This is a genomic window from Paenibacillus sp. ATY16 (assembly GCF_003399985.2).
Classification (GTDB): domain Bacteria; phylum Bacillota; class Bacilli; order Paenibacillales; family Paenibacillaceae; genus Pristimantibacillus; species Pristimantibacillus glycanilyticus.
The window spans coordinates 470,213-494,255 of record NZ_NMOK02000004.1 but is presented as its reverse complement, the minus strand read 5'-3'; the positions used below and the strand labels follow the sequence as shown (position 1 = coordinate 494,255).

Genomic DNA, 24,043 nt, shown 5'->3' with positions numbered 1-24,043 from the left:
TAACTTTCTATTTTTTACCAGAACGATACATCAGATACATAAAATACGGCGCTCCGATAACCGCCGCTACCAGTCCGGACGGCAGCTCTTTGGGAGCAAGCAGCGACCGTCCCACCGTGTCGGCGAGGACCAGCAGCAAAGCCCCGAGCAAAGCCGTTAAAGGAACAAGCTTGCGGTATTTCGGTCCAACCAGCATGCGCGTCATATGAGGGGCGATGAGTCCGATAAAACCAATCGAGCCTACCGTCGCAACGGCTGCCGCCGCCATGGCAACGCCAACCCCGCCAATGACCAGACGTGTCCGGTCAACGCGAAGTCCCAGATTAGTTACGGTCGCATCCGAGAATTGAAGAACATCCACTTTGCGTGCCAGGTACCAAGCAACCGGCAGCAGGATAATCGGCCAGAACACGAGCTGCCAGAAATCATCCCAATTGCGCGCATAAGTCGTACCGGATAACCATACAAGCGCAGATGCCAGCGTCAGCTTCATGCGGATAACGAGCACCTGAACGATTGCGCTGGCCATCGATGAGACGGCAAGACCAATCAAGGCGACGACCGAAGGATTAAAGGAGCTTTTTCGCCCGAGCAGGAACACGATTACCGCAGCGCCTACAGCGCCGATAAAAGCGCCCGCAGGCAGCCATTGCACCGATACCTGCGTAAATACGGCGAGCATCAGCATAGCCCCAACGCTAGCCCCGCCTGTTACGCCGATAATGGACGGATCCGCCAGCGGGTTCCGGACAACTCCTTGCAGCAGCAAGCCGCTTACGGCAAGCGTGGCGCCGGCAAGCGCGGCTACCAGCGTACGAGGAATCCTCATCTCGACAATACGCTGCGTACTGTCCGCCCCGTGGCCGAACAAAGCGTTAACGACATCCGCAACCGGAATGCGCAAGCTTCCGAATGCAAGACTGACAATAAGACTTGCAACGAGCAGCAGCGAGAATATCGCCACCCACCAGCCAAACGGTACTTTCGTAGCCGAACGTCCAGGCGAAGTCCCTGTCTGCGGCGCCCCTTCCTTGCGGGCCTTTACCGTACGCAGAACAAGCCAAGCAAGCCATGGTCCTCCGATAAGCGCGGTTACGGCACCGGCAGGCAAAGGTCCAAGCGAATATTTGAAATGCATCGCGATGGCATCCGAGCCAATAACGATAATAGCTCCCCATAGGAAAGACAGCGGAAGCAGCACAGCATGCCGTTTAGCTCCTAACATCCGCATGAGATGCGGCGCTATCAGGCCCACGAAGCCGATGGGACCAACGACGCTGACGGCAGCTGCCGCGAGCAATACGGCGATGCCAAGACCCGTAAGGCGGATCCGTCCGACCTTTTGCCCCAGCGAGGTAACCGTATCCTCATCGAGCTCCATTAGATCCCATTTGCCCGCGAGCAGAAAAGCAAGCAGAAAGCAGCCGATAATCCAAGGCCATGCGTGCTGAACGCCGCCCCAATCATTTTGCACAAGCGAACCGGAGCCCCACATGAACAACCCTTGCGTCTTTTGTTCATGAAATAATTGAAGCACGCCCGTAAAAGCAGCCGCGGTCATCGTAACGATCATCCCGGACAAAGCAAGCCGCACAGGAGACGCCTTTGTACCTCCTGCCATGACAAAAGCCGCCGCGGCAGCAGCAATTGCACCGATGAACGTAAGCAGCAGGGGGAAGCCCATTGCAAGCCCCGGGAACATAATCGTTCCTACCGTCAGGGCGAGAAAAGCCCCCGCGTTAATTCCCAGCGTGCCGGCGGACGCGAGCGGGTTGCGGGTTACATTTTGAAATAACGCGCCCGCCACGGCCAACGCTCCGCCTGTCAGAATGCCGATCACCATGCGGGGCAGCCGGACTGTCCACAATATTTGATGCTCCAATACGGGAGTCGATTCAAAAATAGCCCGCCATACGGTCTTCACCGGTATAGCGGCTTCCCCAAGTGTCAGGTGATAAGAAGCTAAAGCAAGGAGCAGCAGAAGACCCGCCGCTGATAACAGCAGCGGGCTCCAGATGCCCTTACTTGTTTCCTTTGTAATTTGAAGGTTCGTATTCATTAGCCGAGCGCTTCAAGCGTGCGTTCTACAAGAAGCTTTGCAGACAATGGACCGCCAAACGGCCAGATGCCTTTCATGTCGTACACGCGATTTTCTTTTGCAAAGTTCAGGTTCTTGTATACTTCATTCTTGGGAAGCAGCTCGCTAAAGACGGTATCCGTCGCGCTTGTCGTGTACAATACGCTTGCGTCCGGCGTTTTGGTCAGACCTTCGATATCCGTTTCCGAATAGCCGTATTGCTGGAACGTGCTGTCCTGATGCGCATTCTTCAAACCGATCTTCGCGAGAATCGCCATAGCCATCGAGTTGTCGGTGAACAGACGGAAGGTTGCTACGCCTTCATTGGTCCAAGCTTGCGTGAATACAACCTCTTGCCCCTCTTTGCCTGCGCTAGCCAGCTTCGCTTTGGACTCATCGTAGTAGCTATGCAGATCGGCCAGTACTTTCTCGCCTTCCGCTTTTTTGCCCAAAGCATCCGCAATGGCCGAGAAGGTTTGTTCCATTTCGCTGTATTGGTCAAGTCCGCCCTCTTCCGGATACGGGTTAAAAATAAGCGTTGGCGCAATCGCCGACAATTGATCGTAAATCGCTTCGTGGCGGAAGTTTACGCCGATAATCAAGTCCGGCTCAAGGCTGGTGATCGTCTCGATGCTCGGCTCTTGGCGCGTGCCTACATCAACAACCGTTGCATCCAGCTTTGGATCAATAGCTCCGTACCATTCCCCGTAGCCCTTCACATCCGCTACTCCTGCAGGCTGTACGCCAAGCGCGATCAGATCCTCTGCATAGGTCCACTCCAGAACAACGATCTTCTTAGGCGTTCCGGTAATTTTCGTTTCGCCAAGGGCATGCTTGATGGTGCGTTCCGCCGTCTCGTCAGCTGTTGTATTTGTGCTTGCATTTGCATTCGCGTTTGAGCTTGCTTGCTCGGACTCTTGCTTGTTATTCCCTGCGTTGTTGCCTCCTCCGCATGCAGCGAGGAATACCATCATTGCCGCAAGAATGAGACCTGTCCATTTCATTTGTTTCATTGCTAGACCCCCATAAAATGATTATCATTCTCAACGATTACTTTCTCAATGATAAGGATTATCATTATCTATGTCAATAGAAATGAACCATCTTTTGGACAGAAAAAATAACCTGTCACCACATGATCATAAATTGTTCATGTCTGACAGGTCATTTATTTATCGCTAAATCTTTTATTTGCCGAACAAGGATTTAATCTTGCCCCAGCCCCCCGATTTCGCAGCCTGCTGCACAAGATTCGGTTGATCGGATAACTCTCTGGCATTCCAGATCGCCTGCGCATTACGTTCGAAATACCTTCTCCATACCGGCCCAAGCTCGGATTCGATCCGTTCATAGGCCTCCTTCATCTTGAAGCTCCGCCACTCCAGATGATGAGCATCGGAAGATACCAAATGAATAAGACCACGCCTGCAGAGCGTCCAAGCCGATTTCTCAATCCCTCTTCCGAAGCCCCCCAGCAAGGAATGAGTCGTTACCTGCGCATAAGCGCCAAGCTCTACCAGCTCAGCCAGACGGTCCGGATTCTGAACCACCTCCGCATTCCGCTCCGGATGGGCTATGACGGCACGGACGCCTAGCAGGCGCAGTTCGTATACGACCTGCTCCATCGATTTGGGAATCTGCGAGGAGGGCATTTCTATGAGTACATAAGGAGATTCGCCCATCGTCAGCAGCTTTCCGCTTTGCCAGTTGGACAAAAACTCGGAATGGATCCGTATCTCCTGCCCCGTCTGAATCTTCAGGGGGATAGCGAGCTCGCTTAATCTACTGTTCAATTCGGCAACCAGCTCTTTTACGCTTTCTTTGTCATTGCTATATTTGCCGTCGTAATGATGGGGAGTCGCTATAATCCCCGTAATTCCTTCAGCAGCCGCTGCACGGGCCATCTGAATCGAGTGATCCCAATCCGCCGCACCATCGTCGATGCCAGGCAAAATATGTGTATGTATATCAATCATGCCAGTGCCCCCTGCTCTACCGTTCATCTTATTTCCTCCATTGTGAGAGATTCTTATATTGAAGTCAATGAGACGCAAGTCGGCATTATGACAAAATCGCGATAAAACAATTGTCGAAATGAAAAAGCCGTTCAAATCTCTTTAGATGAGATTTGAACGGCTTTAAGTTCTTAACGTTCTGTAACGTTGATCCGGTTCGTTGCACGCTGCAGAGCTAGCTCTGCGCGCTTGAAGTCGACTTCGTCACGCTTTGCGGCCAGGCGCTCTTCAGCGCGCTGTTTGGCAGCTTGTGCACGGTTAACGTCGATTTCGGAAGCCAGTTCAGCGCTTTCGGCCAGGATAACCACCTTGTCCTTACGGACTTCGATGAAACCTCCGCCTACAGCAAGAACATCAACTTTACCGTCGCGCTTAATGCTGACCGGCGCAATACGCAGCGGCGTTACCAGCGGAATGTGGTTCGGCAAAATGCCGAGCTCGCCCGCGATCCCTTTAACGCTGACCATATTAGCCGTCTCCGCATATACCTTGCGCTCCGGAGTTACGATTTCAACCAGAAAAGTACTCATGTGGATTCCTCCCGCCTTTCGCTATTACAGCGTTTTGGCTTTCTCCACGGCCTCTTCAATCACACCTACATACCGGAAAGCTTCTTCCGGAAGGTCGTCATGTTTGCCCTCGAGAATTTCTTTGAAGCTGCGAACGGATTCTTTAACAGGTACGTATTTACCTTTGATACCTGTGAACGGCTCGGCAACGTGGAACGGTTGGGACAGGAACAATTGAATGCGGCGCGCGCGCGATACAGTCAGCTTGTCTTCCTCAGTCAACTCGTCCATACCAAGGATTGCGATGATATCTTGAAGCTCTTTATAGCGCTGAAGAATTTTCTTAACGCCTTGAGCTACGTTGTAATGCTCTTCGCCCAGAATGTCCGGGTTCAGGATACGGGACGACGAAGCAAGTGGATCTACCGCTGGGAAGATACCCATCTCGGAGATTTTACGCTCAAGGTTAGTTGTAGCGTCCAAGTGAGCAAACGTCGTTGCAGGAGCCGGGTCAGTATAGTCATCGGCAGGTACGTAGATCGCTTGGATCGAAGTAACCGAACCTTTTTTCGTCGATGTGATACGCTCTTGCAATTGACCCATTTCAGTTGCCAGCGTTGGCTGGTAACCTACCGCGGAAGGCATACGGCCGAGAAGGGCCGAAACCTCGGAACCTGCTTGCGTGAAGCGGAAGATGTTGTCGACGAACAGAAGTACGTCTTTGCCTTCAGCGTCACGGAAGTATTCAGCCATTGTCAGACCCGTCAGGGCTACGCGTTGACGTGCGCCCGGCGGTTCGTTCATTTGTCCGAATACCATCGCTGTTTTTGGAAGTACGCCGGAATCTTTCATCTCGTGGTAAAGGTCATTACCTTCACGAGTACGCTCGCCTACGCCGGCGAATACGGAGATACCGCCATGCTCTTGCGCGATGTTGTTGATAAGTTCCTGGATTGTTACCGTTTTGCCTACGCCCGCGCCGCCGAACAGACCGATTTTACCGCCTTTTGCGTACGGAGCAAGCAAGTCGATAACTTTGATGCCTGTTTCGAGAATTTCCGATTGCGTGGACAATTCGTCGAATGCAGGAGCTTGACGGTGAATCGGAAGGTTAATTTCCGAAGTTGCGTCGCCAGCTTGGTCGATTGGCTCGCCCAGTACGTTAAATACGCGGCCGAGTGTTGGCGCACCAACTGGAATTGTGATTGGCGCGCCTGTGTCTACAGCTTCCATGCCGCGGACCAGACCGTCAGTTGTGCTCATCGCAACAGCACGAACCAGGTTATCACCCAGGTGAACTGCTACTTCAAGCGTCAGATTAATATCGATGCCGCCTGCTGGGGCCTGTTGAACGATTTTGACGGCGTTCAAAATTTCCGGCAGGTTACCGCGTTCGAACTCCAAGTCAACGACTGGACCCATGACGGATACAACGCGTCCTTTTTTCATGGTTTTCCCTCCTGGTACTTTCTTTTACTTCTATATGCCTTATGCCTGCGCGTTCGCACCGGCAACGATCTCAGAGATTTCTTGCGTAATCGCCGCTTGACGAGCCCGGTTGTAGGTCAGCGTCAATTGGTTGATCATTTTGTTAGCATTCTTCGTCGCACTGCCCATGGCTGTCATGCGAGCGCCCTGCTCACTGGCTTTGCCGTCAAGCACCGCGCTGTAAATAAGCGTCTCCGCGTATTTAGGCAGCAGCACCTCCAGAACACCTTCCGGGGACGGCTCGTACTCGTACGAAGTTACCGGACCGTTGCCGCTTACTTCCTGCAGCGGAAGCAAACGAGTTTCTGTCGGGATCTGAGTAATGGCGTTTACGAATTGGTTGTAGCAGATGTACAGCTCATCGTATTTGCCCTCAGAGAACATTTTGACTGCGTTATAAGCGATCGATTTGATGTCCGCGAACGTTGGCGAATCGGAAAGACCGATAACCTCGTCGATGATCGGCATATTGCGGCGGCGGAAGTAATCCCGGCCTTTACGCCCGATTACGAACAATACGTACTCATCATTCGATTTGTGCTTCTCGCGAATCGTTTGCGTTACTTTACGAAGAACGTTCGCATTGTAGCCGCCTGCCAGACCACGGTCGGAGGTGATAACGAGGTAACCCGTTTTTTGCACCGGACGCGTCTCGAGCATCGGGTGTTTCACGCCTTTCGTGCCTGCTGCGATGCTTGCTACTACTTCCTTCAGCTTATCCGAATAAGGACGGGCTTTCGTTGATGCCTCTTGCGCTCTTCTGAGCTTGGAAGCCGCAACCATCTCCATCGCTTTCGTGATTTGCTTCATGTTTTGTTTACTTTTGATTTCGCGCTTAATATCGCGCATGCCTTTTGCCATTGCATTGTCACCCGCCTTTGTTGCTTTGCTGCTTTGATGGCGATGGATCGCGTGCTGGGCTATTTGTTACAGGAGTCTGTATTTCCCTTGTCCGCCATTGAATCCGTATCCTTTTGAACAATCACCTCGCGGTGAGGATACGGATCCAAAAGCGGAACGTAAACTCTTCGGCTCATACAGACCCTTTCACAAACGCCACGCGTTTAAACCTTCACGCAAAAAAACTAGCAAAGCCTGGTGTTAAGCGCCTGCGCCCGTACGAAGACGGGCGCGAGACATTTATTTAGAGGCTTTTATAGGCGATTAAGCCGTTACAGAAAAGCCTTTTTTGAACTTCGCAATCGCGTCAACAAGAGCTTTCTCGTTGTCGGCAACGAGGTCTTTCGTTGTACGGATGGACTCGCCGATTTCCGGATGGTTGGAATCCAGGAATGCCAGGAATTCTTTCTCGAAGCGCAGAATGTCCGCAACCGGAATTTCGTCCAGGTGGCCTTTAACCGCGGAGTAGATCGAGATAACTTGCTTCTCAACCGGCATCGGCTGGTTAACGCCTTGCTTCAGGATTTCCATCGTACGAGCACCGCGGTTCAGACGGGCGAGTGTCGATTTATCGAGATCGGAGCCGAACTGCGAGAACGCTTGAAGCTCGCGGTAAGCCGCAAGGTCCAGACGGAGTGTGCCGGCAACCTTTTTCATTGCTTTGATTTGAGCGGAACCGCCTACGCGGGATACGGAGATACCTACGTTAACCGCCGGACGTTGGCCGGAGTAGAACAGGTCGGATTCCAGGAAGATTTGTCCGTCCGTGATCGAGATTACATTCGTAGGAATGTAAGCCGATACGTCGGACGCTTGAGTCTCGATGAACGGAAGTGCCGTCAGCGAGCCGCCGCCAAGTGCGTCGCTAAGTTTAGCAGCGCGCTCGAGCAAACGGGAGTGCAGGTAGAATACGTCGCCTGGGTAAGCTTCCCGACCTGGCGGACGGCGGAGCAACAGGGACAATTCGCGGTATGCAGCCGCTTGTTTCGACAAGTCATCGTAGATAACGAGAACGTGCTCGCCTTTGTACATGAAGTACTCACCCATCGAGCAGCCTGCATAAGGAGCCAGGAAGAGCAATGGAGCCGGTTCGGATGCGCCAGCTGTTACGATAATCGTGTAATCAAGAGCACCGTGCTTGCGAAGGGTTTCAACAACGCCCGCAACAGTGGATTGTTTTTGACCTACGGCAACGTAGATACATTTCACGCCGTTGCCTTTTTGGTTGATGATTGCGTCGATCGCAATCGCCGTTTTACCTGTTTGACGGTCACCGATGATCAGCTCGCGTTGACCGCGGCCAACCGGTACCATCGCGTCGATTGCTTTAATGCCCGTTTGCATTGGCTCATGTACCGATTTACGGTCGATTACGCCAGGAGCCGGGGATTCAATCGCACGGAATTGAGTTGTGTTGATTGGGCCTTTGCCGTCAAGCGGCTGACCCAACGGGTTAACAACGCGGCCCAGAAGCTCTTCGCCTACTGGCACTTCCATGATGCGGCCCGTGCGTTTTACTTGGTCGCCTTCACGGATATCCGTGTAAGGACCGAGGATAACGACACCGACGTTGCTTTCTTCCAAGTTGAGCGCCATGCCTACAACGCCGTTGGAGAATTCGAGCAGTTCGCCCTGCATCGCATTTTCCAAACCGTGTACGCGGGCAATACCGTCACCGACATTGATTACGGTGCCGACGTCAACGACTTGAATTTCGGATTTATATTGTTCGATCTGTTGTTTAATCAGCGTGCTGATTTCATCAGGTCTGATACTCAATTCGTTCACCCCTATCTACCTGCATTAGATTTTAAACGATTTTTGTAAACGTTCCAGCTTGCCGGACAGGCTGCCGTCATACAGACGGTCGCCGATGCGTACTTGCACGCCGCCGAGCAAATCCGGTTTAACGATTTGTTCTGCAACAATTTTCTTGCCGCTGAGCTTGCCGAAGCTAACTTCTACCTCAGCCAGTTCCGAAGCCGACAAGCTATGGGCTGTATATACAACCGCATGCGCTTGGCCAAGCGCTTCGCCGGCGATTTTTGTATACGCATCGTATACATCCGAGATCAGCTCTTGGCGCCCGCGAACAAGAATAAGTTCAAGCGTATGAAGGACAAGCGCGGATACGTGATCGCCGAATGCGCCTTTCAGCACAGCGATTTTTTTCTCCGGCTCGATGCTAGGAAGCTCCAGGAATTTGCGCGCTTCGGCATCATTTTTCAGTCCTTGAACAATCAGCTTAAGCTGATCTTCCGTTTCCGACACGATGCCTTGCTCGTTAGCAAGCTCAAACAGTGCTTTAGCGTAGCGCTTCGCTACGACAGTATCCCGGCTCATTTGCTTCCAACTTCTTTCAGGTATTGGTTAACCAATTGCTCCTGGGATTTCTCGTCCACTTGCTTCTCGATAATTTTCGACGCGATTTTGACGGAAATACCGCCAACCTCTTCGCGAAGTGCAGCAACCGCTTTGTTTTTCTCGCTCTCGATATCTTTAACCGCTTCGTCCTTCAGACGAGTGGATTCGGATTTCGCAACTTGAATAATGTCATCGGCTTGTTTCGTGCTTGTAGCCTTAGCTTGCTCAATAATGTCATAAGCTTCTTTACGAGCTTCCTGAAGTGCTTGTTTTTGTTGCTCCAGCTGCTGTTCAGCTTCTTTCTTGCTTGTTTCCGCATTAGCGATTTGCTCTGCAACATACTGTCTGCGTTGTTCCATTACGCTCAGCAATGGGCCAAATGCGTAGCGTTTCAGCAAGTACAGAAGGATCAGGAACGCAACTAGCTGGATGACAAGACTCGACCATACGATATGCAAAAAACGTCACTCCCTTCTATAGCTTAAAACAATTTCATTCGAATTGCCGCCCCGCTGTGCGGGGCTGAACAAAAAGGAAGGCGTGGAGGCAAAGCCACACTCCCCGCCATGTTTATGCTTGCGATATTAGGATTTACCCAAGAAGATGAACGCGAGTACCAGTGTGATAACTGGAAGTGCTTCGACGAGTGCGACACCGATAAACATTGTTGTTTGAAGAGTACCGCGAAGTTCTGGTTGACGGGAAATACCCTCAACTGTGCGACCTACGATCAGACCGTTACCAATACCTGCGCCAAGTGCGCCCAAACCGAATACAATTGCTGCTGCAACTAATGCCAATGCTCCCATTAGAAAAATCCTCCTCAATTTTCGTGAAAATAGTTTTTTATATTTACCGCCGGTATTCCGCCGGTTTGAAGCCTTTAATGCTGCTCGCCATGCTCTTCATGCACAATCGCTTGCGACATGTAAACCATCGTAAGCATACAGAATACGAATGCTTGTATTGCACCTACGAATACGCTGAAACCTTGCCACACGACAAGCGCCGGGATACCCCAAACACCCATTCCGAGGATTACGGCAATCATGACCTCGCCCGCGAAGATGTTACCGTATAGACGCAAAGCAAGCGACAACGGCTTCGATACTTCTTTGATCAGGGACAGAGGCAGGAAGAGCCAATGCGGTTCAACATAGTGTTTCAGGTAATGCTTCGTGTTGAGACGAAGACCCTCGATATGCGTCAGCAGGATAACGATCAGCGTCAGAGCGCCTGTTACTGCAACGTCAGCAGTCGGTGATTTCCACCAAGCGATATGCGCTTCTTCTTCCCCGCCCAAATCAAGGTTCATACCGAAGATTGACGCACCGTGATGCACTTCAGTAACGATACCCAGCGGCAGACCAAGCATGTCGCCGACAAAAATATACATAATCAGGGTGAGACCGAGGATAAGATATGGACGGCCTTTCTTGAGGTCCATAGACGTACCGATAATGTTCTGCACGAATTCGATAACCCACTCCAGGAAGTTCTGAAGCTTCGTCGGATTCGTAACCGAAATGTTTCTCACTGAGAGCTTCGCAAGTACAAAGACAATGATGCTAGTGATCAAAATCATCGCGATTACGGCCAAATCAAATTCGATTCCAGCTACATGAACGATAGGAGAAATATGATCCATTAGTTATTTTCACCCCTTTCATCGGTAGGATTCGACGCCATCAGCTTTCTTCTGGACAAAAATCCCAATATGAGTGTTGCCAATTGTGCGACAAATAATCCGGCAACAGTCGCTGAAAGCTGAAACGTGTATGTTTGTGTCGCAATCACAACTGCCAACAACGCGACGCACGCCCGGGTGAAAAAGCCGATATTCATCCTTTTCGTACCTTGCGCGGCGGCATTCGCTCCGATCTTCGTAACCTTCCAGCCAAGTATTCTTGCGTTTACTAGACTGGCTGCTCCCCCGATCATCAGACCGCCCCACCAGCTCTCGTACTCGGGCAGCACTGCCCAAGCGATACAGCATAGGGACATGAATAAGAAAGTAACTCTTGTAACGGCTTTCAAGTGGGCCGACAAATCGTCCATTATTTCGCTTTGCCTCCCGCAAACGTCCGAATCAGGAATATAACCGTAATGATGCCTATTGCAAGGCCCGCTACCAGTCCGATGATGGAATAGTATTCGGTACCGTTTGCAAGATCGGCTTTATGACCGAGCCAGTAGCCAAGCCCCAGACATGCGGCTAGATCGGCCCCAATAGTGCCGACCAATCCCATTGCTCTCCAAGGGTCGTCTCCGAAACTGCCATGATCCGACTTATTCTGATTATCTTTGGACGGTTGTTCTTTGGATGGATCCATGCGGAATCACTCCAAAACTCTCATTTATTTTATCGAAGCTGTTAAACTTTTGTCAATTCATTTAAATTCAAACATTTAGTGAACAGCGGCCCGAAAATCCTTATAAATAAAGGATTTTCCGAGCTTCAAACCGTACAGTACCACTGTATGCTGTACATTGCTTATCTAGCAGCTGTCCGCTTCAAAAACTATGAACGTTGTGTGAACGGTTCTGGGCGCTCGCCAGTTCTTCCAAAATGATGCAAAATCGCCTGAACAATACGCGCGGAAGCTTGTCCGTCGCCGTATGGATTGGCAGATTTGCTCATTTTTTCGTACAAGGCCGCGTCGTTCAGAAGAGCGCGCGCACGGTTGTATACCGTGTCTTCATCCGTTCCGACCAGTTCAAGCGTTCCGGCTTCGATTCCTTCCGGACGTTCCGTTGTGTCCCGCAGCACCAGAGTAGGCACGCCGAACGACGGCGCTTCTTCCTGCAGGCCGCCGGAATCGGTCATAATCATATAAGCATGAGGATAGAAATTATGGAATTCGAAAACATCAAGCGGTTCGATTAATTGAATACGCGGATGATTGCCAAGAATTTCGTTAGCCGGCTCTCTTACCGCCGGGTTTGGGTGAACGGCATAAACGATTGCCACGTCTTCATGCTCGTCCGCAATCCGTTTAACCGCGCGGAAAATGTTGCGGTGCGGCTCGCCAAGCGCTTCGCGGCGGTGCGCCGTCATCAGAATCATGCGCTTGCCCTTCGCCCACTCGATGACCGGATGGGAGAACGACGGGTCAACCGTATATTGGAAGACATCCGTTGCGGTATTGCCCGTTACGTAAATCGACGCTTCCGACTTGTTCTCCTTGCGCAGGTTGCCAGCAGACCATTCCGTAGGGGCGAAATGCACATCCGACAGAACGCCCGCCAGCTGGCGGTTCATTTCTTCCGGATACGGGGACAGCTTGTTCCACGTACGAAGACCGGCTTCGACGTGGCCGACCTGAATTTGCTTCAGGAAGGACGCATAGCTCGCGAGGAACGTCGTCTGCGTATCGCCATGCACAAGCACGATATCCGGCTTCGCTTCCGCGAGAATAGGGTCCAGGCCCTCCAGAACGCGTACGGTTGTCTCGGTCAGCGTCTGGCGGTCCTTCATGACATTCAGGTCGTAGTTCGGCTGAATCTCGAAGAAATCAAGCACCTGGTCGAGCATTTGGCGGTGCTGCGCCGTAACGCAGACGATCGATTCGATCTGATCGGCATGCTTGTTCAATTCCAGTACAAGCGGAGCCATCTTTACGGCTTCCGGACGGGTACCAAAAATCGTCATTACTTTCAGTTTAGACAAAACGACTCACTCCTAAAATGAATGGTGACTTAAAGAGCTCAATTAGAGCGATTTGCGACATTCATCCTTATTAATTCGTACCGAACAGACGGTCGCCGGCATCGCCGAGACCCGGCACGATGTAGCCCTTCTCGTTCAAAGCATCGTCGAGGGCGGCAAGGTAAATATCGATTTCCGGATGCGCATCCTGTACCGCCTTGACTCCTTCAGGAGCAGCGATCAGGCACATCAGCTTGATCTGGTCGCAGCCGCGCTTCTTCAGCGAGTTGATCGCCGCAATCGCCGAACCGCCCGTAGCCAGCATCGGATCGATAACGATCAGCTGACGGTTAGCCGCATCCGTAGGCAGGTTAATGTAGTATTCGGTTGGCTGGAGTGTTTCGTGGTCGCGGACAAGTCCGATATGACCAACTTTTGCGGCCGGAATCAGCTTAAGCATCCCTTCAACCATACCAAGTCCCGCACGCAGAATCGGGATAAGCCCCAGCATGCGTCCGGACACCACTTTCGCTTCCGTCGTTGCGACTGGCGTCTCCACCGTAATGGTATCAAGAGGTACGTCTCTTGTAATTTCGTAAGCCATCAGAGTGGCTACCTCGTCAACCAGTTCACGAAAGTCCTTCGTATTGGTATCTTTGTTTCTAATAAAGGTCAGCTTATGCTGAATCAATGGATGGTCGCATATAACCACTTTGCTCATGGAGCGTAATTCCTCCTGTGTGAATAAGTTATCCCTATAGTCTTGGACACAATCCCGTTTATTATATCATTCCGCCCCCTGCGATGCATCCAGAGTTTTATGGCTATATAACGACGGTTTGTCTACAAAAAAAGGACGAAACAGATGTAATCTCTGCTTCGTCCTGTAAAATTATACCGATGCGTAGTGGCAAGAAGCAAAATGCCCCTTTTTCACTTCGACAAGCTTAGGTTCAACGGTTTTGCATTTATCCGTCGCCATCGGGCAGCGGGTGTGGAACTGGCAGCCTGCAGGCGGATTAATCGGGCTCGGCAGATCGCCGGCGAGTACGATACGCTCGCGGGTAGCTTCAATTTCCGGATCCGGAATCGGATTGGCGGACAGAAGAGCACGCGTGTAAGGATGCGCAGGGCTGCTATACAGCTCGCTGCTTTCCGCAAGCTCAACGATTTTGCCGAGATACATAACCGCAACGCGGTCGCTGATATGTTTAACCATCGACAGGTCATGGGCAATAAACAGATAAGTCAGGCCCATTTTCCGCTGCAAATCCTGCATCAGGTTCACGACCTGAGCCTGGATCGACACGTCGAGCGCGGAGATCGGCTCGTCCGCGATAATAAACTTCGGATCAACAGCAAGAGCGCGGGCGATACCGATCCGCTGGCGTTGGCCGCCGGAGAACTCGTGCGGATAACGGGTAGCATGGTCCGGATTCAGACCAACCAGATCCAGCAGATCCTCAACCTTCCGCTTGCGCTCGGCGCGGCTTCCCGCCAGCCCATGGATATCAAGCGCTTCGCCGATAACGTCGGTAATGGTCATCCGCGGATTCAGCGACGCATAAGGATCCTGGAAGATCATCTGCATATCGCGGCGCATTTGCTTCAGCTTGGCGCCTTTCATCTTGTAGATGTCCTCGCCGTTAAACGTAACGTTGCCGCTCGTAGGCTCGTACAGACGCAGAATCGTGCGGCCGGCCGTGGATTTGCCGCAGCCGGATTCGCCAACAACGCCAACGGTCTCGCCTTTGGCAATGGAGAAGTCGATCTCGTTGACCGCCTTCAGAATATTTCCTCCGCCCAAGTTGAAGAACTTGCGCAGATTGCTAACTTTTACTAACGGCTCGCTCATACGGACACCTCCCGTTTCGCAGGCTTCGCGTAAGGATGCGCCATCCAGCATGCCGATTTATGCGATTCATTGCCGTCAACCGGCAGAAGCTCCGGATCATTGTCGACGCAGACGCGCATCGCTTCGTCGCAGCGCGCGCAGAAGCTGCAGCCTACCGGCGGCTTGATGAGATCCGGCGGAGTACCGAAGATCGGAATCAGCGGCTCGTCTTTTTTCTGGTCCAGACGAGGCACGGAACGAAGCAGGCCTTTTGTATAAGGATGCTTCGGATTTTTGAAAATTTCCCACTTGGTTCCGGTTTCTACTACTTTACCTGCATACATAACGATAACGCGGTCGCAAATATCCGCAACGACGCCAAGGTCATGCGTGATCAGGATAATGGAAGTCCCCATGCGCTCCTGAAGGTCCTTCATCACGCGCAGAATCTGCGCCTGGATCGTTACGTCGAGCGCCGTAGTCGGCTCGTCGGCAATAAGAAGCGAAGGATTGCAAGCAAGCGCGATAGCGATCATCGCACGCTGGCGCATACCGCCGGAGAACTCGTGCGGGTATTGGTTAAACCGTGCCGCCGGGTTCGGAATGCCTACGAGACTCAGCATCTCTACCGCGCGGGCGCGGGCAGCCGAAGAGCTCATGCCCTGGTGCTTAATCAAACCTTCCGTAATTTGACGGCCGATGGTCAGCGTCGGGTTAAGCGAGGTCATCGGATCCTGGAAGATCATGCCCATCTCTTTGCCGCGGATGCTTTCCATTTCTTTCGGAGTTTTGGACAAGATCTCTTGTCCTTTGAACATAATCGAACCGCTGGTCATCGCGGGCGGGCTTGGAATAAGGCGCATCAGCGTTTGCGCCGTTACGGACTTACCGCAGCCGGACTCACCAACGATCGCCACGGCTTCGCCTTTATTTATATGAAAGTTAACGCCTCGTACCGCTTGTACGGTACCGCCGCGAACTTTGAAATTAACACGAAGATCATTCACTTCGAGCAAACGTTCCATAGTTGCACCTCCTACTTTTTCATCTTCGGATCAAGTGCGTCACGCAGACCATCACCGAAAATATTAAAGCAAAGCATGGTCAAGCTGAGCAAAATTGCCGGGTACAGCATACGCCATGGATATACAGTCATCGCCTTGATGGCGTCATTAATCAAAGTACCGAGTGACGCGGCCGGCGATTGAACGCCAAGACCAAGGAAGCTGAGGAATGCTTCTGCGAAGATCGCATTCGGAACCGTCATCGTGATCGTAACGATAATCGGGCCCATCGCATTCGGGATAAGATGTTTGAACATGATTCGAACAGGGTTTGCACCGAGTGCACGCGCGGCAAGAACATACTCTTGATTTTTGAGCTGCATGATTTGACCGCGAACGATCCAGGCCATGTTGATCCAGCCCGTAATACTTAAAGCGACGATAATGGTGAACATGCTTGGTTCCATAACGACAATAAGCAGGATAACGACAAGCAAGCTCGGGATCGAATATAAAATTTCGCAAATACGGTTAAGAATTTCATCGACTTTGCCGCCGAAGTAACCCATGATACTGCCCATAATAACGCCAACGATCAAATCGACAATCGCTGCGTAAATACCTACCTGAAGCGAAATGCCCGCACCCATCCATGTTCTTGCGAACATATCGCGGCCAAGGCCGTCCGTACCGAACCAGTGATTGCCGGATGGCGCCTGGTTGGTTGCCTTCAGATCATTTGAAGAGAAATCATTGCCTGTAAACTGATGAGTAATAGCTTGACCGAAAATCGCCATCAGGACGATAAGGGCTAATATCCAAAGGCTGATCATTGCCATACGGTTAGATTTCAGGCGAAACCAGGCGTCTTTCCAAGCGGAAATGCTTTCGCGGACAACCGTCTCCGGCTGCTTCTCGTCATGGCTCAGCTTTTCGAAATCGTTAGGCTGCAGCACAGCTTGTTCCTTCATCGATTAGCCCCCCTTCCTGCTGGTCATTTTAATACGCGGATCCACGAATCCGTAAGCAATATCGGTAAGGAAACGCGCCAGCATCAGAATGACGGCATAGAACAGCGTGAGTCCCATAATAAGCGTATAGTCACGGTTGGTAATACTGTTGACGAAGAACTTGCCAAGACCGCCGATACCGAAAATTTGTTCAATGACAACGGAACCGGTAATGATGTTTGCCGTCATTGGACCGATGTAGGTAACAACCGGCAAAATGGCATTGCGCAAAGCGTGGCGAACGAGAATCACGCGGCCGGACAAGCCTTTGGCGCGTGCGGTTTTCATATAGTCGGCGCTAAGCACTTCCAGCATGCTGGAGCGAACAAGTCGCGCAATAAACGCGGCCGGCAGGAAAGACAAAGCAATGACCGGCATAATAAAGTCCGTCGGGTCATTCAATCCGGCTACGTCGAACCAGCGCAATTTGACGCCAAATACATACTGCAAGAACGGAGCGACAACGAAACTCGGTATCGATACACCAAGTACTGCCAGCAAAATCGTAAAGCCGTCAAGAAACTTGCGGTGGTTAAGCGCAGCAATCAGACCGAACAAAACGCCTGCTGCAATCGCCAAAATAATGGCGAAGATACCGATTTGGAGCGAGTAGATAAAACCTGTCTTAATAATATCAACTACAGTAACGTACTGTTGTTTCATGGACATCCCGAGATTAAAGTGAACCAGGTTGTTCAAATAATGCAAATATTGAACACCCAGAGGATCATTAAGTCCGTACGCTTCATTCAAACGCTCTTGAATGGCGGGAGGAATGTTCTTCTCACTTTGGAACGGGTTGCCTGGAATGGCCTTCATCAGAAAAAAAGTGGCCGAGGCCAGTACAAAGATCGATACGATCATGAACAACAGCTTCTGAAGCACATAGCGGACCAAACGTCATGGCACCTCCTGAAAAGAATGATCACACAAAATGCCATTACCATGGTTATTTGTGATGATTCTTACATCGTAAGCATGGACTTTAAATGAACGATCACCCGAATAGCCATTATCAGAGCCATTATGATGATTCATTACTTAGAAAGCATAAGCTTTCGAAAATTAAAAGGTTTAAACTTCCGAAAGTTAAAAGTGAAAGGGGATATATGCAGCTATCATAGGCCGCATATATCCCTCAATCCGTGCCGAGCTTTAATTACTTCGCTTCGTAGTATCCGCGGTTGTAATCAATGTCGCCTTTGTAGTCGATAAAGATGCCTTTGAATCCAGGCTTAATCATATAAACCGTGCTGTAGTAGTAGATCGGCATAATCGCGCGAGTACCAACTACAAGCGATTCAGCTTTGGACATTGCTTCCATACGTTTAGCTTGATCGTCAGTGCTGTAAGCTTCTTTGATCAGAGCATCGTATTCTTTGTTGGCAAAGCCAGTGTTGTTGTTGCCGGATTTCGACGAGAACAGGTCGATGAACGTCATTGGATCATCGTAGTCAGCGCCCCAACCGCCGCGCGCCACATCGTAGTTCAGATGGTTACGGTTGTCGAGGAATACGCCCCATTCTTGCTTGCTAACTTCGGTTTTGATGCCGAGATTTTTGCTCCACATTTCGGCAATTGCTTCAGCAACCGCTTGGTGCAGTTCGTTTGTGTTGTAAGTCACTTTAACCGTAGGCATAGCCGTCAGGCCTTCTTCTTTCAGACCTTCAGCAAGCAGTTTTTTCGCTTCTTCAACGTCTTCTTTGAAGTAGTTGTCCGGATGCTCCGTACGGTAGTCTTCTTTCTCGCCTTTGATACCTGGAGGAACGATACCGTAAGCAGGCTTTTGCTCGCCTTTTGTTACGTTGTCAACGATATCTTGACGGCTGATTGCCATCGAGAGAGCTTGACGGATTTTTTCGTTATCGTAAGGCTTTTGCGTTGTATTGAACAGGTAGTAGTAGATCGATGCGCTGCCTTGGATTTTGAACTCATCCGGATTGTTTTGCTTCAATGTCGGGAATTGTTCGTTAGGGATCAAGCCAGTAGGCATACCCGCATAATCCAGTTCGCCTGTTTGGTACATGCTCAGCTCTGTATTCGAGTCGTTAACTTCAGAGAAGACAACCTTGGAGAGCTTGATATCGTCTTTTGCATAGTAGTTGTCGTTCTTAGCGATCGTAATGGAGTTGTTCTTTTTCCACTCGCTCATTTTGAACGGACCGTTGGATACCAGAGTCGAAACGTCAGTCGCCCATTGCTCGTTTTCTTTAACCGATTTGTGAACCGGATAGAAAACAGTGAAGGACATCAGACCAAGGAAATAAGGAGTTGGCGAGTTCAGCTCTACTTGCAGCGTGTGGTCGTCAACCGCTTTAACACCTACATCGTCAGCTTTTACGCCGTCAGCGGCAGTGTTGTAAGCTTCCGCATTCTTGATGTAGTACAGCTGGTAAGCATAAGCAGATGCTGCTGGCTTCAGGTTAGGATCGAGGGCACGCTTCCATGCGTATTCGAAGTCACCTGCAGTTACCGGGTCACCGTTGCTCCATTTCGCGTCATCGCGAATGGTGAACGTGTAAGTCTTGCCGTCGTCGGAGATTTTCCACTCTTTAGCGACAGCTGGTTCAACTTCGCCCTTCTCGTTCTTACGAGTCAGACCTTCAAACAAACCGTTTACAACAGTTGCGGACACTTGGTCTTGTACCTGAGCCGGGTCAAGGGACGGCGGTTCAGTTGCAAGGTTCATGCGGAACACAGAGCCTTCGCTGCTTCCGGACTCTTGCTTAGGTGTACAGCCGACAGCTACGAGAGCCAGTGCAAGCAGTACGGAAATCATGGTAAAGCCATACTTCTTCTTCGACATTTTACTTCCTCCCCTGGATCTTCTCCTCTTGCTTGCTATTGTAATAATTTGACATTACATAATTAAACAATGCGAGAAATAATACGAAACATTGAATATTTATCAATGAACATATGTTCAATCGCCCTGTTTTACAAATGTTCAGGCCAAATTAGTACAAAAGTAATGTTAATTAATATACCATTAACAAATATACATAATTTATAATGATTTGTCACGCCCCAGAAATTACATTTCTGAAATTGTCGAATTTTGACGAGATATGTAGTTTCGTGGAACCCGCTTATATATCATGCTGCATTCGCTTTAACTTAATTCATAACACCAAGGCGAAACGGCTATCGCGCTCCAAATGCTCCCCTTTCAAATCATAGAGAACGATTAAACAACGAACAATTCCATTCCTTCTATATCTGCGTAGCGAAATGACTATATCTAAATAAAAAAGAGGCCGTTCCCAAGCGGTCGATTGGACCTTTGGGAACAGCCTCTTTTGCAAAGATAGCTATTAGTATTTCATGTTCGGGTAAAGCGGGAATTGAGCAGTCAGGTCGCGGACCATGCCGGTTGCTTTCGCCAATACCGCTTCGTCTTTCGGGCTCTTCAGCGTCATTGCGATAATTTCGCCGATTGTTTTCATGGCTTTCTCGTCCATGCCGCGGGAAGTGGCAGCCGGAGTACCTAGACGGATACCGCTTGTTACAAACGGGCTCGTTGGATCGAATGGAATCGCATTTTTATTCGCCGTAATGCCGATCGAGTCAAGAACGTGCTCAGCGTCGCGGCCCGTGATGTTCAGGCTGCGCGTGTCAATCAGCATCAAGTGGTTGTCAGTACCGCCGGAAACGATGTTGATGCCTTCCGCAATCAGCGTCTCGGACAATACTTTTGCGTTGTTGACTACTTTTTGCGCGTATTCTTTGAAGGATGGTTGAAGCGCTTCGCCGAATGCTACCGCTTTTGCTGCGATAATGTGCATCAGAGGACCGCCTTGCGAACCAGGGAATACCGCTTTATCGATTGCCGCTGCCCAAGGCTTGCGGCAAAGAATCATGCCGCCGCGAGGACCGCGGAGCGTTTTGTGAGTTGTTGTTGTAACAAAGTGCGCATGAGGCACTGGGTTCGGATGCAGACCTGCCGCAACAAGACCCGCGATATGAGCCATATCCACCATGAACAATGCGCCTACGTCTTGAGCGATTTGGCCAAGCTTCTCGAAATCGATGGTGCGCGGGTATGCGCTCGCGCCGGCAACGATCAAGCGAGGACGGTGTTTGAAGGCCGCTTTGCGAACTTCTTCATAGTTGATTGTAAACGTATCTTCTTCTACGCCGTAAGCAACGAAGTTGTACAGAAGACCGGATGCGTTAACCGGGCTGCCGTGCGTCAAGTGACCGCCGTGTGCCAGGTTCATGCCAAGAACCGTGTCGCCTGGTTTGAGGACGGCAAGGTATACCGCCATGTTCGCTTGCGCGCCGGAGTGAGGCTGAACGTTCGCATGCTCGGCGCCAAAAATTTCTTTCGCGCGTTCGCGTGCGATGTCTTCCACAATGTCCACATGCTCGCAGCCGCCGTAGAAACGTTTGCCAGGGTAGCCTTCTGCATATTTATTCGTCAGGACCGAACCCATAGCTTCCAGAACCGCTTCGCTTACGATGTTCTCGGATGCGATCAGTTCGATGTTGTCGCGTTGGCGCTGCAGCTCAAGGCCCATTGCCTTTAATACTTCAGGATCTTGGTTACGTAAGTTTTCCATTGTGAAAAGCCTCCTAAATATAATTAGTCGCAAGTTCCTGACGTCTGCTCTGACGCCAGGCCGCTGTCTTCCAAGGTGTATACCGCGCGCGCTCCGCCAATCAGCTTAGGCCGCGAAAAAGCCATCGTAACATGGGCTGCGCCAATCGACCGGATGGACGGTCTGACCGGAACGGCAACCCGGCGCAGGTGCATGCCGATAAAGGTATCGCCGATATCGATGCCCGCATGCGCCTGAACCGTCTCAACCAGACAAGCATTAGGCAGATGCCGGAAAGCGTAAGCGGCCATTGAACCGCCTGCCTTCGGAACGGGTACGGCAGCAACCTCATCCAGCCCGTATTTGTCCGCCGCCTCGCGGGGGAGGACAAGCGCCCGGTTCAAATGCTCGCAGCATTGATATACCGGATAAAAGCCCACGTCCTTCCGGACCGCTTCAATGCCTGCATAGATCTGGGCGGCCGTCTCGACCGTTCCCGAAGTTCCGATTCTTTGGCCAAGCACCTCGCTTGTGCTGGTGCCGACAACCAGCAGCTGGCCGGCTCTCAGTCCCCCTGCTACAACAAGTTCCCTTACAATAGTCTCCACGTCGGCTGCAATAGTAATGGTTTCCTTTTGATTGTTCATTGTACATACCTCCTGTGAATACAAAGAATGATCACACGAATCGCTTAAGGATTAATTACACCGATGGCCAGTTAATTAAGCGGTTAATGATAATTCTTGCTTCGAAAGCATGGACCTAAGGATGAACCGTATACTGCTGCTCGATTTCCTTCACTTTCCGGACACGCCCAACGTGGCGATCGCCGCCAGAGAACGGTGTTTCCAACCAGATGCGGACAATTTCCTGCGCAAGACCAGGGCCGATAATACGCTCGCCCATCGCAAGCACGTTTGTATCGTTATGCTCGCGGGTGGCTTGTGCCGAAAACATATCATGCACCAGCGCGCAGCGGATACCAGGAACTTTGTTCGCCGCGATTGACATGCCGATACCCGTGCCGCAAATCAGAATGCCTCGGTCAGCCTGACCGCCGGCCACTCTGTCTGCCACAGGCAGCGCATAATCGGGATAATCCACCGACTGGCTGCAGTCGCAGCCCAAGTCTTCAATTTCATGACCAAGCGATAAAAGAAACGGAACAATTTCATCTTTCAGACGGTAACCCGCATGATCTGCACCAATTGCAATTTTCAACGCAAAACCCTCCTGCTAGTTGTCGAATCATACGGACTTATTATACCTAAAATCCTCAAAAAGACGAAAAAAGAGCATGACATGCTATCACTAGCATGCTGCTCTTTGCCCAGGCGACCGGCCGTATGTTCCGATGCTCCACCGTGGTTACCCACTTCCGTCGCCAGTTACATCGGAAACCGTCTTTGTTACCTTCATGATAGCTTATTCAACCGTGAAAATCAATCAAATATACGCATAAATCGGGCCTATTTCCGGCATGGAATATCATCCCTTTTGAAGCATTTGAAGGAGGGCCTTCAGGCTCTCTTCGATTTCCTTGGCGCAGCTTTCGTACATGCCAAGCGTTCCGCCGAACGGATCGGCGATATCGAAGCTTGGGATCCGGCGCTCCAGCTCCAGAAGACGGGAACGTTCCGCAGTCGACAGCTGCTGGCCTAGCGCCTGCTTCATATGCATCTCCGTATACAGGCGCTCGAGCTCTTCAATGTCCGCCTGAACGGCCGTATCCTGGTTAACGTATTCCTTGAGCGTATAAGCTTTATCCACGGCTTCAGGGAAATAGTTGAGCAAGCCGCGTTTGTGTCCGGCTGTCATCGTCAGAATGAGATCCGCCCATGCAACGGCTTCTCCGCTTAACGCGCGCGACGAGCCGCGGTGCTCGACCGATTTGCCCCGCAGCGTTGTTGCCGCATGCGACGAGATCGGCAGTCCGTCAATGGTAGATACTCCGGCGGAACGAACCTCCAGCGATATCCCCTTCTGCTCCGCCATCGTCCTCAGCATGGCTTCCGCCATCGGCGAGCGGCAGGTATTGCCGGTACAAACAAACAAGATGCGCGTCATGCTGCATTCCCCTTTCTGGTATGGCTGATTCCATTGATGTATTAAAATATAAATAAAAGACCGAAAATGAGCAAGATCGTCCCTCCGAGCGCCTCCCCGTAGCCGCCCAGATTTTCGCTGACCCGGCGCCCAAGCAGCAGTCCCAGTACGGACATTAACCCGCCGAAAAACCCAAACAATAACACCGTCAGCAAAATATCGGCCTCGAACATGCCGAGTGTTACGCCAACGGAGAAGGAGTCGATACTGACGCTGAACGCAAACAAAAACGTTCCGATCGAGGAACGGTAGTCCATCGTTTGGACCGATTCCCCTTTGAGCGAGCTGTAAATCATGTGCCCGCCAAGCAAAAGCAGCAGCACGCCCGCAGCCATCGTCGCAACATGGCCAAGCAGTCCGCTGACAAAATGTCCGGCATATATGCCGCCAAGAGGCATCAGCACATGGAATAACGCGATAATGCTGCTTAACCGGAGCACATCCCGCAGGCGAATCCCCTTCAGCCCGATTCCGATTCCTAACGAAAAAGCATCCATGCCAAGCGCAACCGCCATAATGAGCAGTGTCGCGAATTGTCCGGCATGC

25 protein-coding genes and 1 riboswitch are annotated in these 24,043 nt (G+C 51.1%); all 25 genes read right to left on the bottom strand.

All coding sequences use genetic code 11. The features are described from left to right. Window positions 1-7: 7 nt before the first annotated feature. Window positions 8-2,059 (bottom strand): Fe(3+)-hydroxamate ABC transporter permease FhuB, encoded by a 2,052-nt coding sequence (gene fhuB, locus CFI03_RS05310; RefSeq protein WP_248756714.1) that lies wholly within the window; start codon window positions 2,057-2,059, stop codon window positions 8-10. Continuing rightward, entirely contained in the window at window positions 2,059-3,090 is a 1,032-nt protein-coding gene (locus CFI03_RS05305) for an ABC transporter substrate-binding protein (protein ID WP_248756713.1), read from the bottom strand. Before CFI03_RS05305 ends, fhuB begins: the two co-directional genes overlap by 1 nt. 174 nt (window positions 3,091-3,264) lie before the next feature. Further along, the gene (locus CFI03_RS05300; RefSeq protein ID WP_248756712.1) at window positions 3,265-4,053 is read right to left on the bottom strand and encodes a tyrosine-protein phosphatase; all 789 of its coding nucleotides are present in this window, start codon (window positions 4,051-4,053) and stop codon (window positions 3,265-3,267) included. A 170-nt stretch (window positions 4,054-4,223) separates the two neighbouring features. Continuing rightward, on the bottom strand, window positions 4,224-4,622 hold the full coding sequence (locus tag CFI03_RS05295) for a F0F1 ATP synthase subunit epsilon (RefSeq protein ID WP_127497889.1): 399 nt from the start codon (window positions 4,620-4,622) through the stop codon (window positions 4,224-4,226). A 24-nt stretch (window positions 4,623-4,646) separates the two neighbouring features. After that, complete coding sequence (gene atpD, locus CFI03_RS05290) at window positions 4,647-6,050, bottom strand: F0F1 ATP synthase subunit beta (RefSeq protein ID WP_248756711.1); 1,404 nt, start codon at window positions 6,048-6,050, stop codon at window positions 4,647-4,649. 39 nt (window positions 6,051-6,089) lie between these two features. Further along, a complete protein-coding gene (atpG, locus tag CFI03_RS05285; RefSeq protein ID WP_127497894.1) occupies window positions 6,090-6,950 on the bottom strand; it encodes an ATP synthase F1 subunit gamma in 861 nt (286 codons plus the stop codon). Between the two features lie 303 nt (window positions 6,951-7,253). Continuing rightward, window positions 7,254-8,768, bottom strand: a complete 1,515-nt coding sequence (gene atpA, locus CFI03_RS05280; RefSeq protein ID WP_127497896.1) for a F0F1 ATP synthase subunit alpha — start codon at window positions 8,766-8,768, stop codon at window positions 7,254-7,256. Window positions 8,769-8,792: 24 nt separating this feature from the next. Beyond that, window positions 8,793-9,332, bottom strand: coding sequence for a F0F1 ATP synthase subunit delta (locus CFI03_RS05275; RefSeq protein ID WP_127497898.1), 540 nt, complete (start codon window positions 9,330-9,332; stop codon window positions 8,793-8,795). Then, on the bottom strand, window positions 9,329-9,811 hold the full coding sequence (atpF, locus tag CFI03_RS05270) for a F0F1 ATP synthase subunit B (protein ID WP_015847363.1): 483 nt from the start codon (window positions 9,809-9,811) through the stop codon (window positions 9,329-9,331). The genes CFI03_RS05275 and atpF overlap by 4 nt, the downstream gene beginning before the upstream one ends. 126 nt (window positions 9,812-9,937) lie before the next feature. Beyond that, complete coding sequence (gene atpE / locus CFI03_RS05265; protein ID WP_015847364.1) at window positions 9,938-10,162, bottom strand: F0F1 ATP synthase subunit C; 225 nt, start codon at window positions 10,160-10,162, stop codon at window positions 9,938-9,940. A gap of 74 nt (window positions 10,163-10,236) precedes the next feature. Continuing rightward, entirely contained in the window at window positions 10,237-11,001 is a 765-nt protein-coding gene (gene atpB / locus CFI03_RS05260) for a F0F1 ATP synthase subunit A (RefSeq protein ID WP_127497900.1), read from the bottom strand. Next, entirely contained in the window at window positions 11,001-11,411 is a 411-nt protein-coding gene (locus tag CFI03_RS05255) for an ATP synthase subunit I (RefSeq protein WP_127497902.1), read from the bottom strand. Before CFI03_RS05255 ends, atpB begins: the two co-directional genes overlap by 1 nt. After that, on the bottom strand, window positions 11,411-11,686 hold the full coding sequence (locus CFI03_RS05250) for an AtpZ/AtpI family protein (protein ID WP_127497904.1): 276 nt from the start codon (window positions 11,684-11,686) through the stop codon (window positions 11,411-11,413). Before CFI03_RS05250 ends, CFI03_RS05255 begins: the two co-directional genes overlap by 1 nt. A 188-nt stretch (window positions 11,687-11,874) precedes the next feature. Beyond that, on the bottom strand, window positions 11,875-13,023 hold the full coding sequence (gene wecB / locus CFI03_RS05245) for a non-hydrolyzing UDP-N-acetylglucosamine 2-epimerase (RefSeq protein WP_283094410.1): 1,149 nt from the start codon (window positions 13,021-13,023) through the stop codon (window positions 11,875-11,877). Window positions 13,024-13,093: 70 nt separating this feature from the next. Beyond that, window positions 13,094-13,723 (bottom strand): uracil phosphoribosyltransferase, encoded by a 630-nt coding sequence (upp, locus tag CFI03_RS05240; RefSeq protein ID WP_127497908.1) that lies wholly within the window; start codon window positions 13,721-13,723, stop codon window positions 13,094-13,096. A 171-nt stretch (window positions 13,724-13,894) separates the two neighbouring features. Continuing rightward, the gene (locus tag CFI03_RS05235; RefSeq protein ID WP_127497911.1) at window positions 13,895-14,857 is read right to left on the bottom strand and encodes an ABC transporter ATP-binding protein; all 963 of its coding nucleotides are present in this window, start codon (window positions 14,855-14,857) and stop codon (window positions 13,895-13,897) included. Then, on the bottom strand, window positions 14,854-15,861 hold the full coding sequence (locus CFI03_RS05230) for an ABC transporter ATP-binding protein (RefSeq protein ID WP_127497913.1): 1,008 nt from the start codon (window positions 15,859-15,861) through the stop codon (window positions 14,854-14,856). Before CFI03_RS05230 ends, CFI03_RS05235 begins: the two co-directional genes overlap by 4 nt. 11 nt (window positions 15,862-15,872) lie before the next feature. Beyond that, a complete protein-coding gene (locus CFI03_RS05225) occupies window positions 15,873-16,811 on the bottom strand; it encodes an ABC transporter permease (RefSeq protein ID WP_248756710.1) in 939 nt (312 codons plus the stop codon). 3 nt (window positions 16,812-16,814) lie between these two features. Further along, on the bottom strand, window positions 16,815-17,747 hold the full coding sequence (locus CFI03_RS05220) for an ABC transporter permease (protein ID WP_201002468.1): 933 nt from the start codon (window positions 17,745-17,747) through the stop codon (window positions 16,815-16,817). 262 nt (window positions 17,748-18,009) lie between these two features. After that, window positions 18,010-19,656, bottom strand: a complete 1,647-nt coding sequence (locus tag CFI03_RS05215; RefSeq protein WP_248756709.1) for a peptide ABC transporter substrate-binding protein — start codon at window positions 19,654-19,656, stop codon at window positions 18,010-18,012. Between the two features lie 508 nt (window positions 19,657-20,164). Beyond that, complete coding sequence (locus CFI03_RS05210) at window positions 20,165-21,412, bottom strand: serine hydroxymethyltransferase (protein WP_248756708.1); 1,248 nt, start codon at window positions 21,410-21,412, stop codon at window positions 20,165-20,167. 23 nt (window positions 21,413-21,435) lie between these two features. After that, complete coding sequence (locus CFI03_RS05205; RefSeq protein WP_248756707.1) at window positions 21,436-22,038, bottom strand: TIGR01440 family protein; 603 nt, start codon at window positions 22,036-22,038, stop codon at window positions 21,436-21,438. Between the two features lie 115 nt (window positions 22,039-22,153). Continuing rightward, window positions 22,154-22,612: a ribose 5-phosphate isomerase B gene (gene rpiB, locus CFI03_RS05200; protein WP_127497925.1), complete on the bottom strand. Its 459-nt coding sequence runs from the start codon at window positions 22,610-22,612 to the stop codon at window positions 22,154-22,156. A gap of 100 nt (window positions 22,613-22,712) precedes the next feature. Beyond that, window positions 22,713-22,793, bottom strand: a riboswitch (ZMP/ZTP riboswitch). Window positions 22,794-22,879: 86 nt separating this feature from the next. After that, window positions 22,880-23,458, bottom strand: coding sequence for a low molecular weight protein arginine phosphatase (locus tag CFI03_RS05195; protein WP_201002472.1), 579 nt, complete (start codon window positions 23,456-23,458; stop codon window positions 22,880-22,882). Window positions 23,459-23,499: 41 nt separating this feature from the next. Beyond that, window positions 23,500-24,012 (bottom strand): manganese efflux pump MntP, encoded by a 513-nt coding sequence (locus tag CFI03_RS05190; protein WP_283094428.1) that lies wholly within the window; start codon window positions 24,010-24,012, stop codon window positions 23,500-23,502. Between the last annotated feature and the right edge of the window lie 31 nt (window positions 24,013-24,043).

Bases quoted from the DNA above. Each gene is read 5' to 3' on its own strand.
- fhuB (WP_248756714.1), bottom strand. From the start codon at position 2,059: ATGAATACGAACCTTCAAATTACAAAGGAAACAAGTAAGGGCATCTGG.
- CFI03_RS05305 (WP_248756713.1), bottom strand. From the start codon at position 3,090: ATGAAACAAATGAAATGGACAGGTCTCATTCTTGCGGCAATGATGGTA.
- CFI03_RS05300 (WP_248756712.1), bottom strand. From the start codon at position 4,053: ATGATTGATATACATACACATATTTTGCCTGGCATCGACGATGGTGCG.
- CFI03_RS05295 (WP_127497889.1), bottom strand. From the start codon at position 4,622: ATGAGTACTTTTCTGGTTGAAATCGTAACTCCGGAGCGCAAGGTATAT.
- atpD (WP_248756711.1), bottom strand. From the start codon at position 6,050: ATGAAAAAAGGACGCGTTGTATCCGTCATGGGTCCAGTCGTTGACTTG.
- atpG (WP_127497894.1), bottom strand. From the start codon at position 6,950: ATGGCAAAAGGCATGCGCGATATTAAGCGCGAAATCAAAAGTAAACAA.
- CFI03_RS05275 (WP_127497898.1), bottom strand. From the start codon at position 9,332: ATGAGCCGGGATACTGTCGTAGCGAAGCGCTACGCTAAAGCACTGTTT.
- atpE (WP_015847364.1), bottom strand. From the start codon at position 10,162: ATGGGAGCATTGGCATTAGTTGCAGCAGCAATTGTATTCGGTTTGGGC.
- atpB (WP_127497900.1), bottom strand. From the start codon at position 11,001: ATGGATCATATTTCTCCTATCGTTCATGTAGCTGGAATCGAATTTGAT.
- CFI03_RS05255 (WP_127497902.1), bottom strand. From the start codon at position 11,411: ATGGACGATTTGTCGGCCCACTTGAAAGCCGTTACAAGAGTTACTTTC.
- CFI03_RS05250 (WP_127497904.1), bottom strand. From the start codon at position 11,686: ATGGATCCATCCAAAGAACAACCGTCCAAAGATAATCAGAATAAGTCG.
- upp (WP_127497908.1), bottom strand. From the start codon at position 13,723: ATGAGCAAAGTGGTTATATGCGACCATCCATTGATTCAGCATAAGCTG.
- CFI03_RS05235 (WP_127497911.1), bottom strand. From the start codon at position 14,857: ATGAGCGAGCCGTTAGTAAAAGTTAGCAATCTGCGCAAGTTCTTCAAC.
- CFI03_RS05230 (WP_127497913.1), bottom strand. From the start codon at position 15,861: ATGGAACGTTTGCTCGAAGTGAATGATCTTCGTGTTAATTTCAAAGTT.
- CFI03_RS05225 (WP_248756710.1), bottom strand. From the start codon at position 16,811: ATGAAGGAACAAGCTGTGCTGCAGCCTAACGATTTCGAAAAGCTGAGC.
- CFI03_RS05215 (WP_248756709.1), bottom strand. From the start codon at position 19,656: ATGTCGAAGAAGAAGTATGGCTTTACCATGATTTCCGTACTGCTTGCA.
- CFI03_RS05210 (WP_248756708.1), bottom strand. From the start codon at position 21,412: ATGGAAAACTTACGTAACCAAGATCCTGAAGTATTAAAGGCAATGGGC.
- CFI03_RS05205 (WP_248756707.1), bottom strand. From the start codon at position 22,038: ATGAACAATCAAAAGGAAACCATTACTATTGCAGCCGACGTGGAGACT.
- CFI03_RS05195 (WP_201002472.1), bottom strand. From the start codon at position 23,458: ATGACGCGCATCTTGTTTGTTTGTACCGGCAATACCTGCCGCTCGCCG.
- CFI03_RS05190 (WP_283094428.1), bottom strand. From the start codon at position 24,012: ATGGCGGTTGCGCTTGGCATGGATGCTTTTTCGTTAGGAATCGGAATC.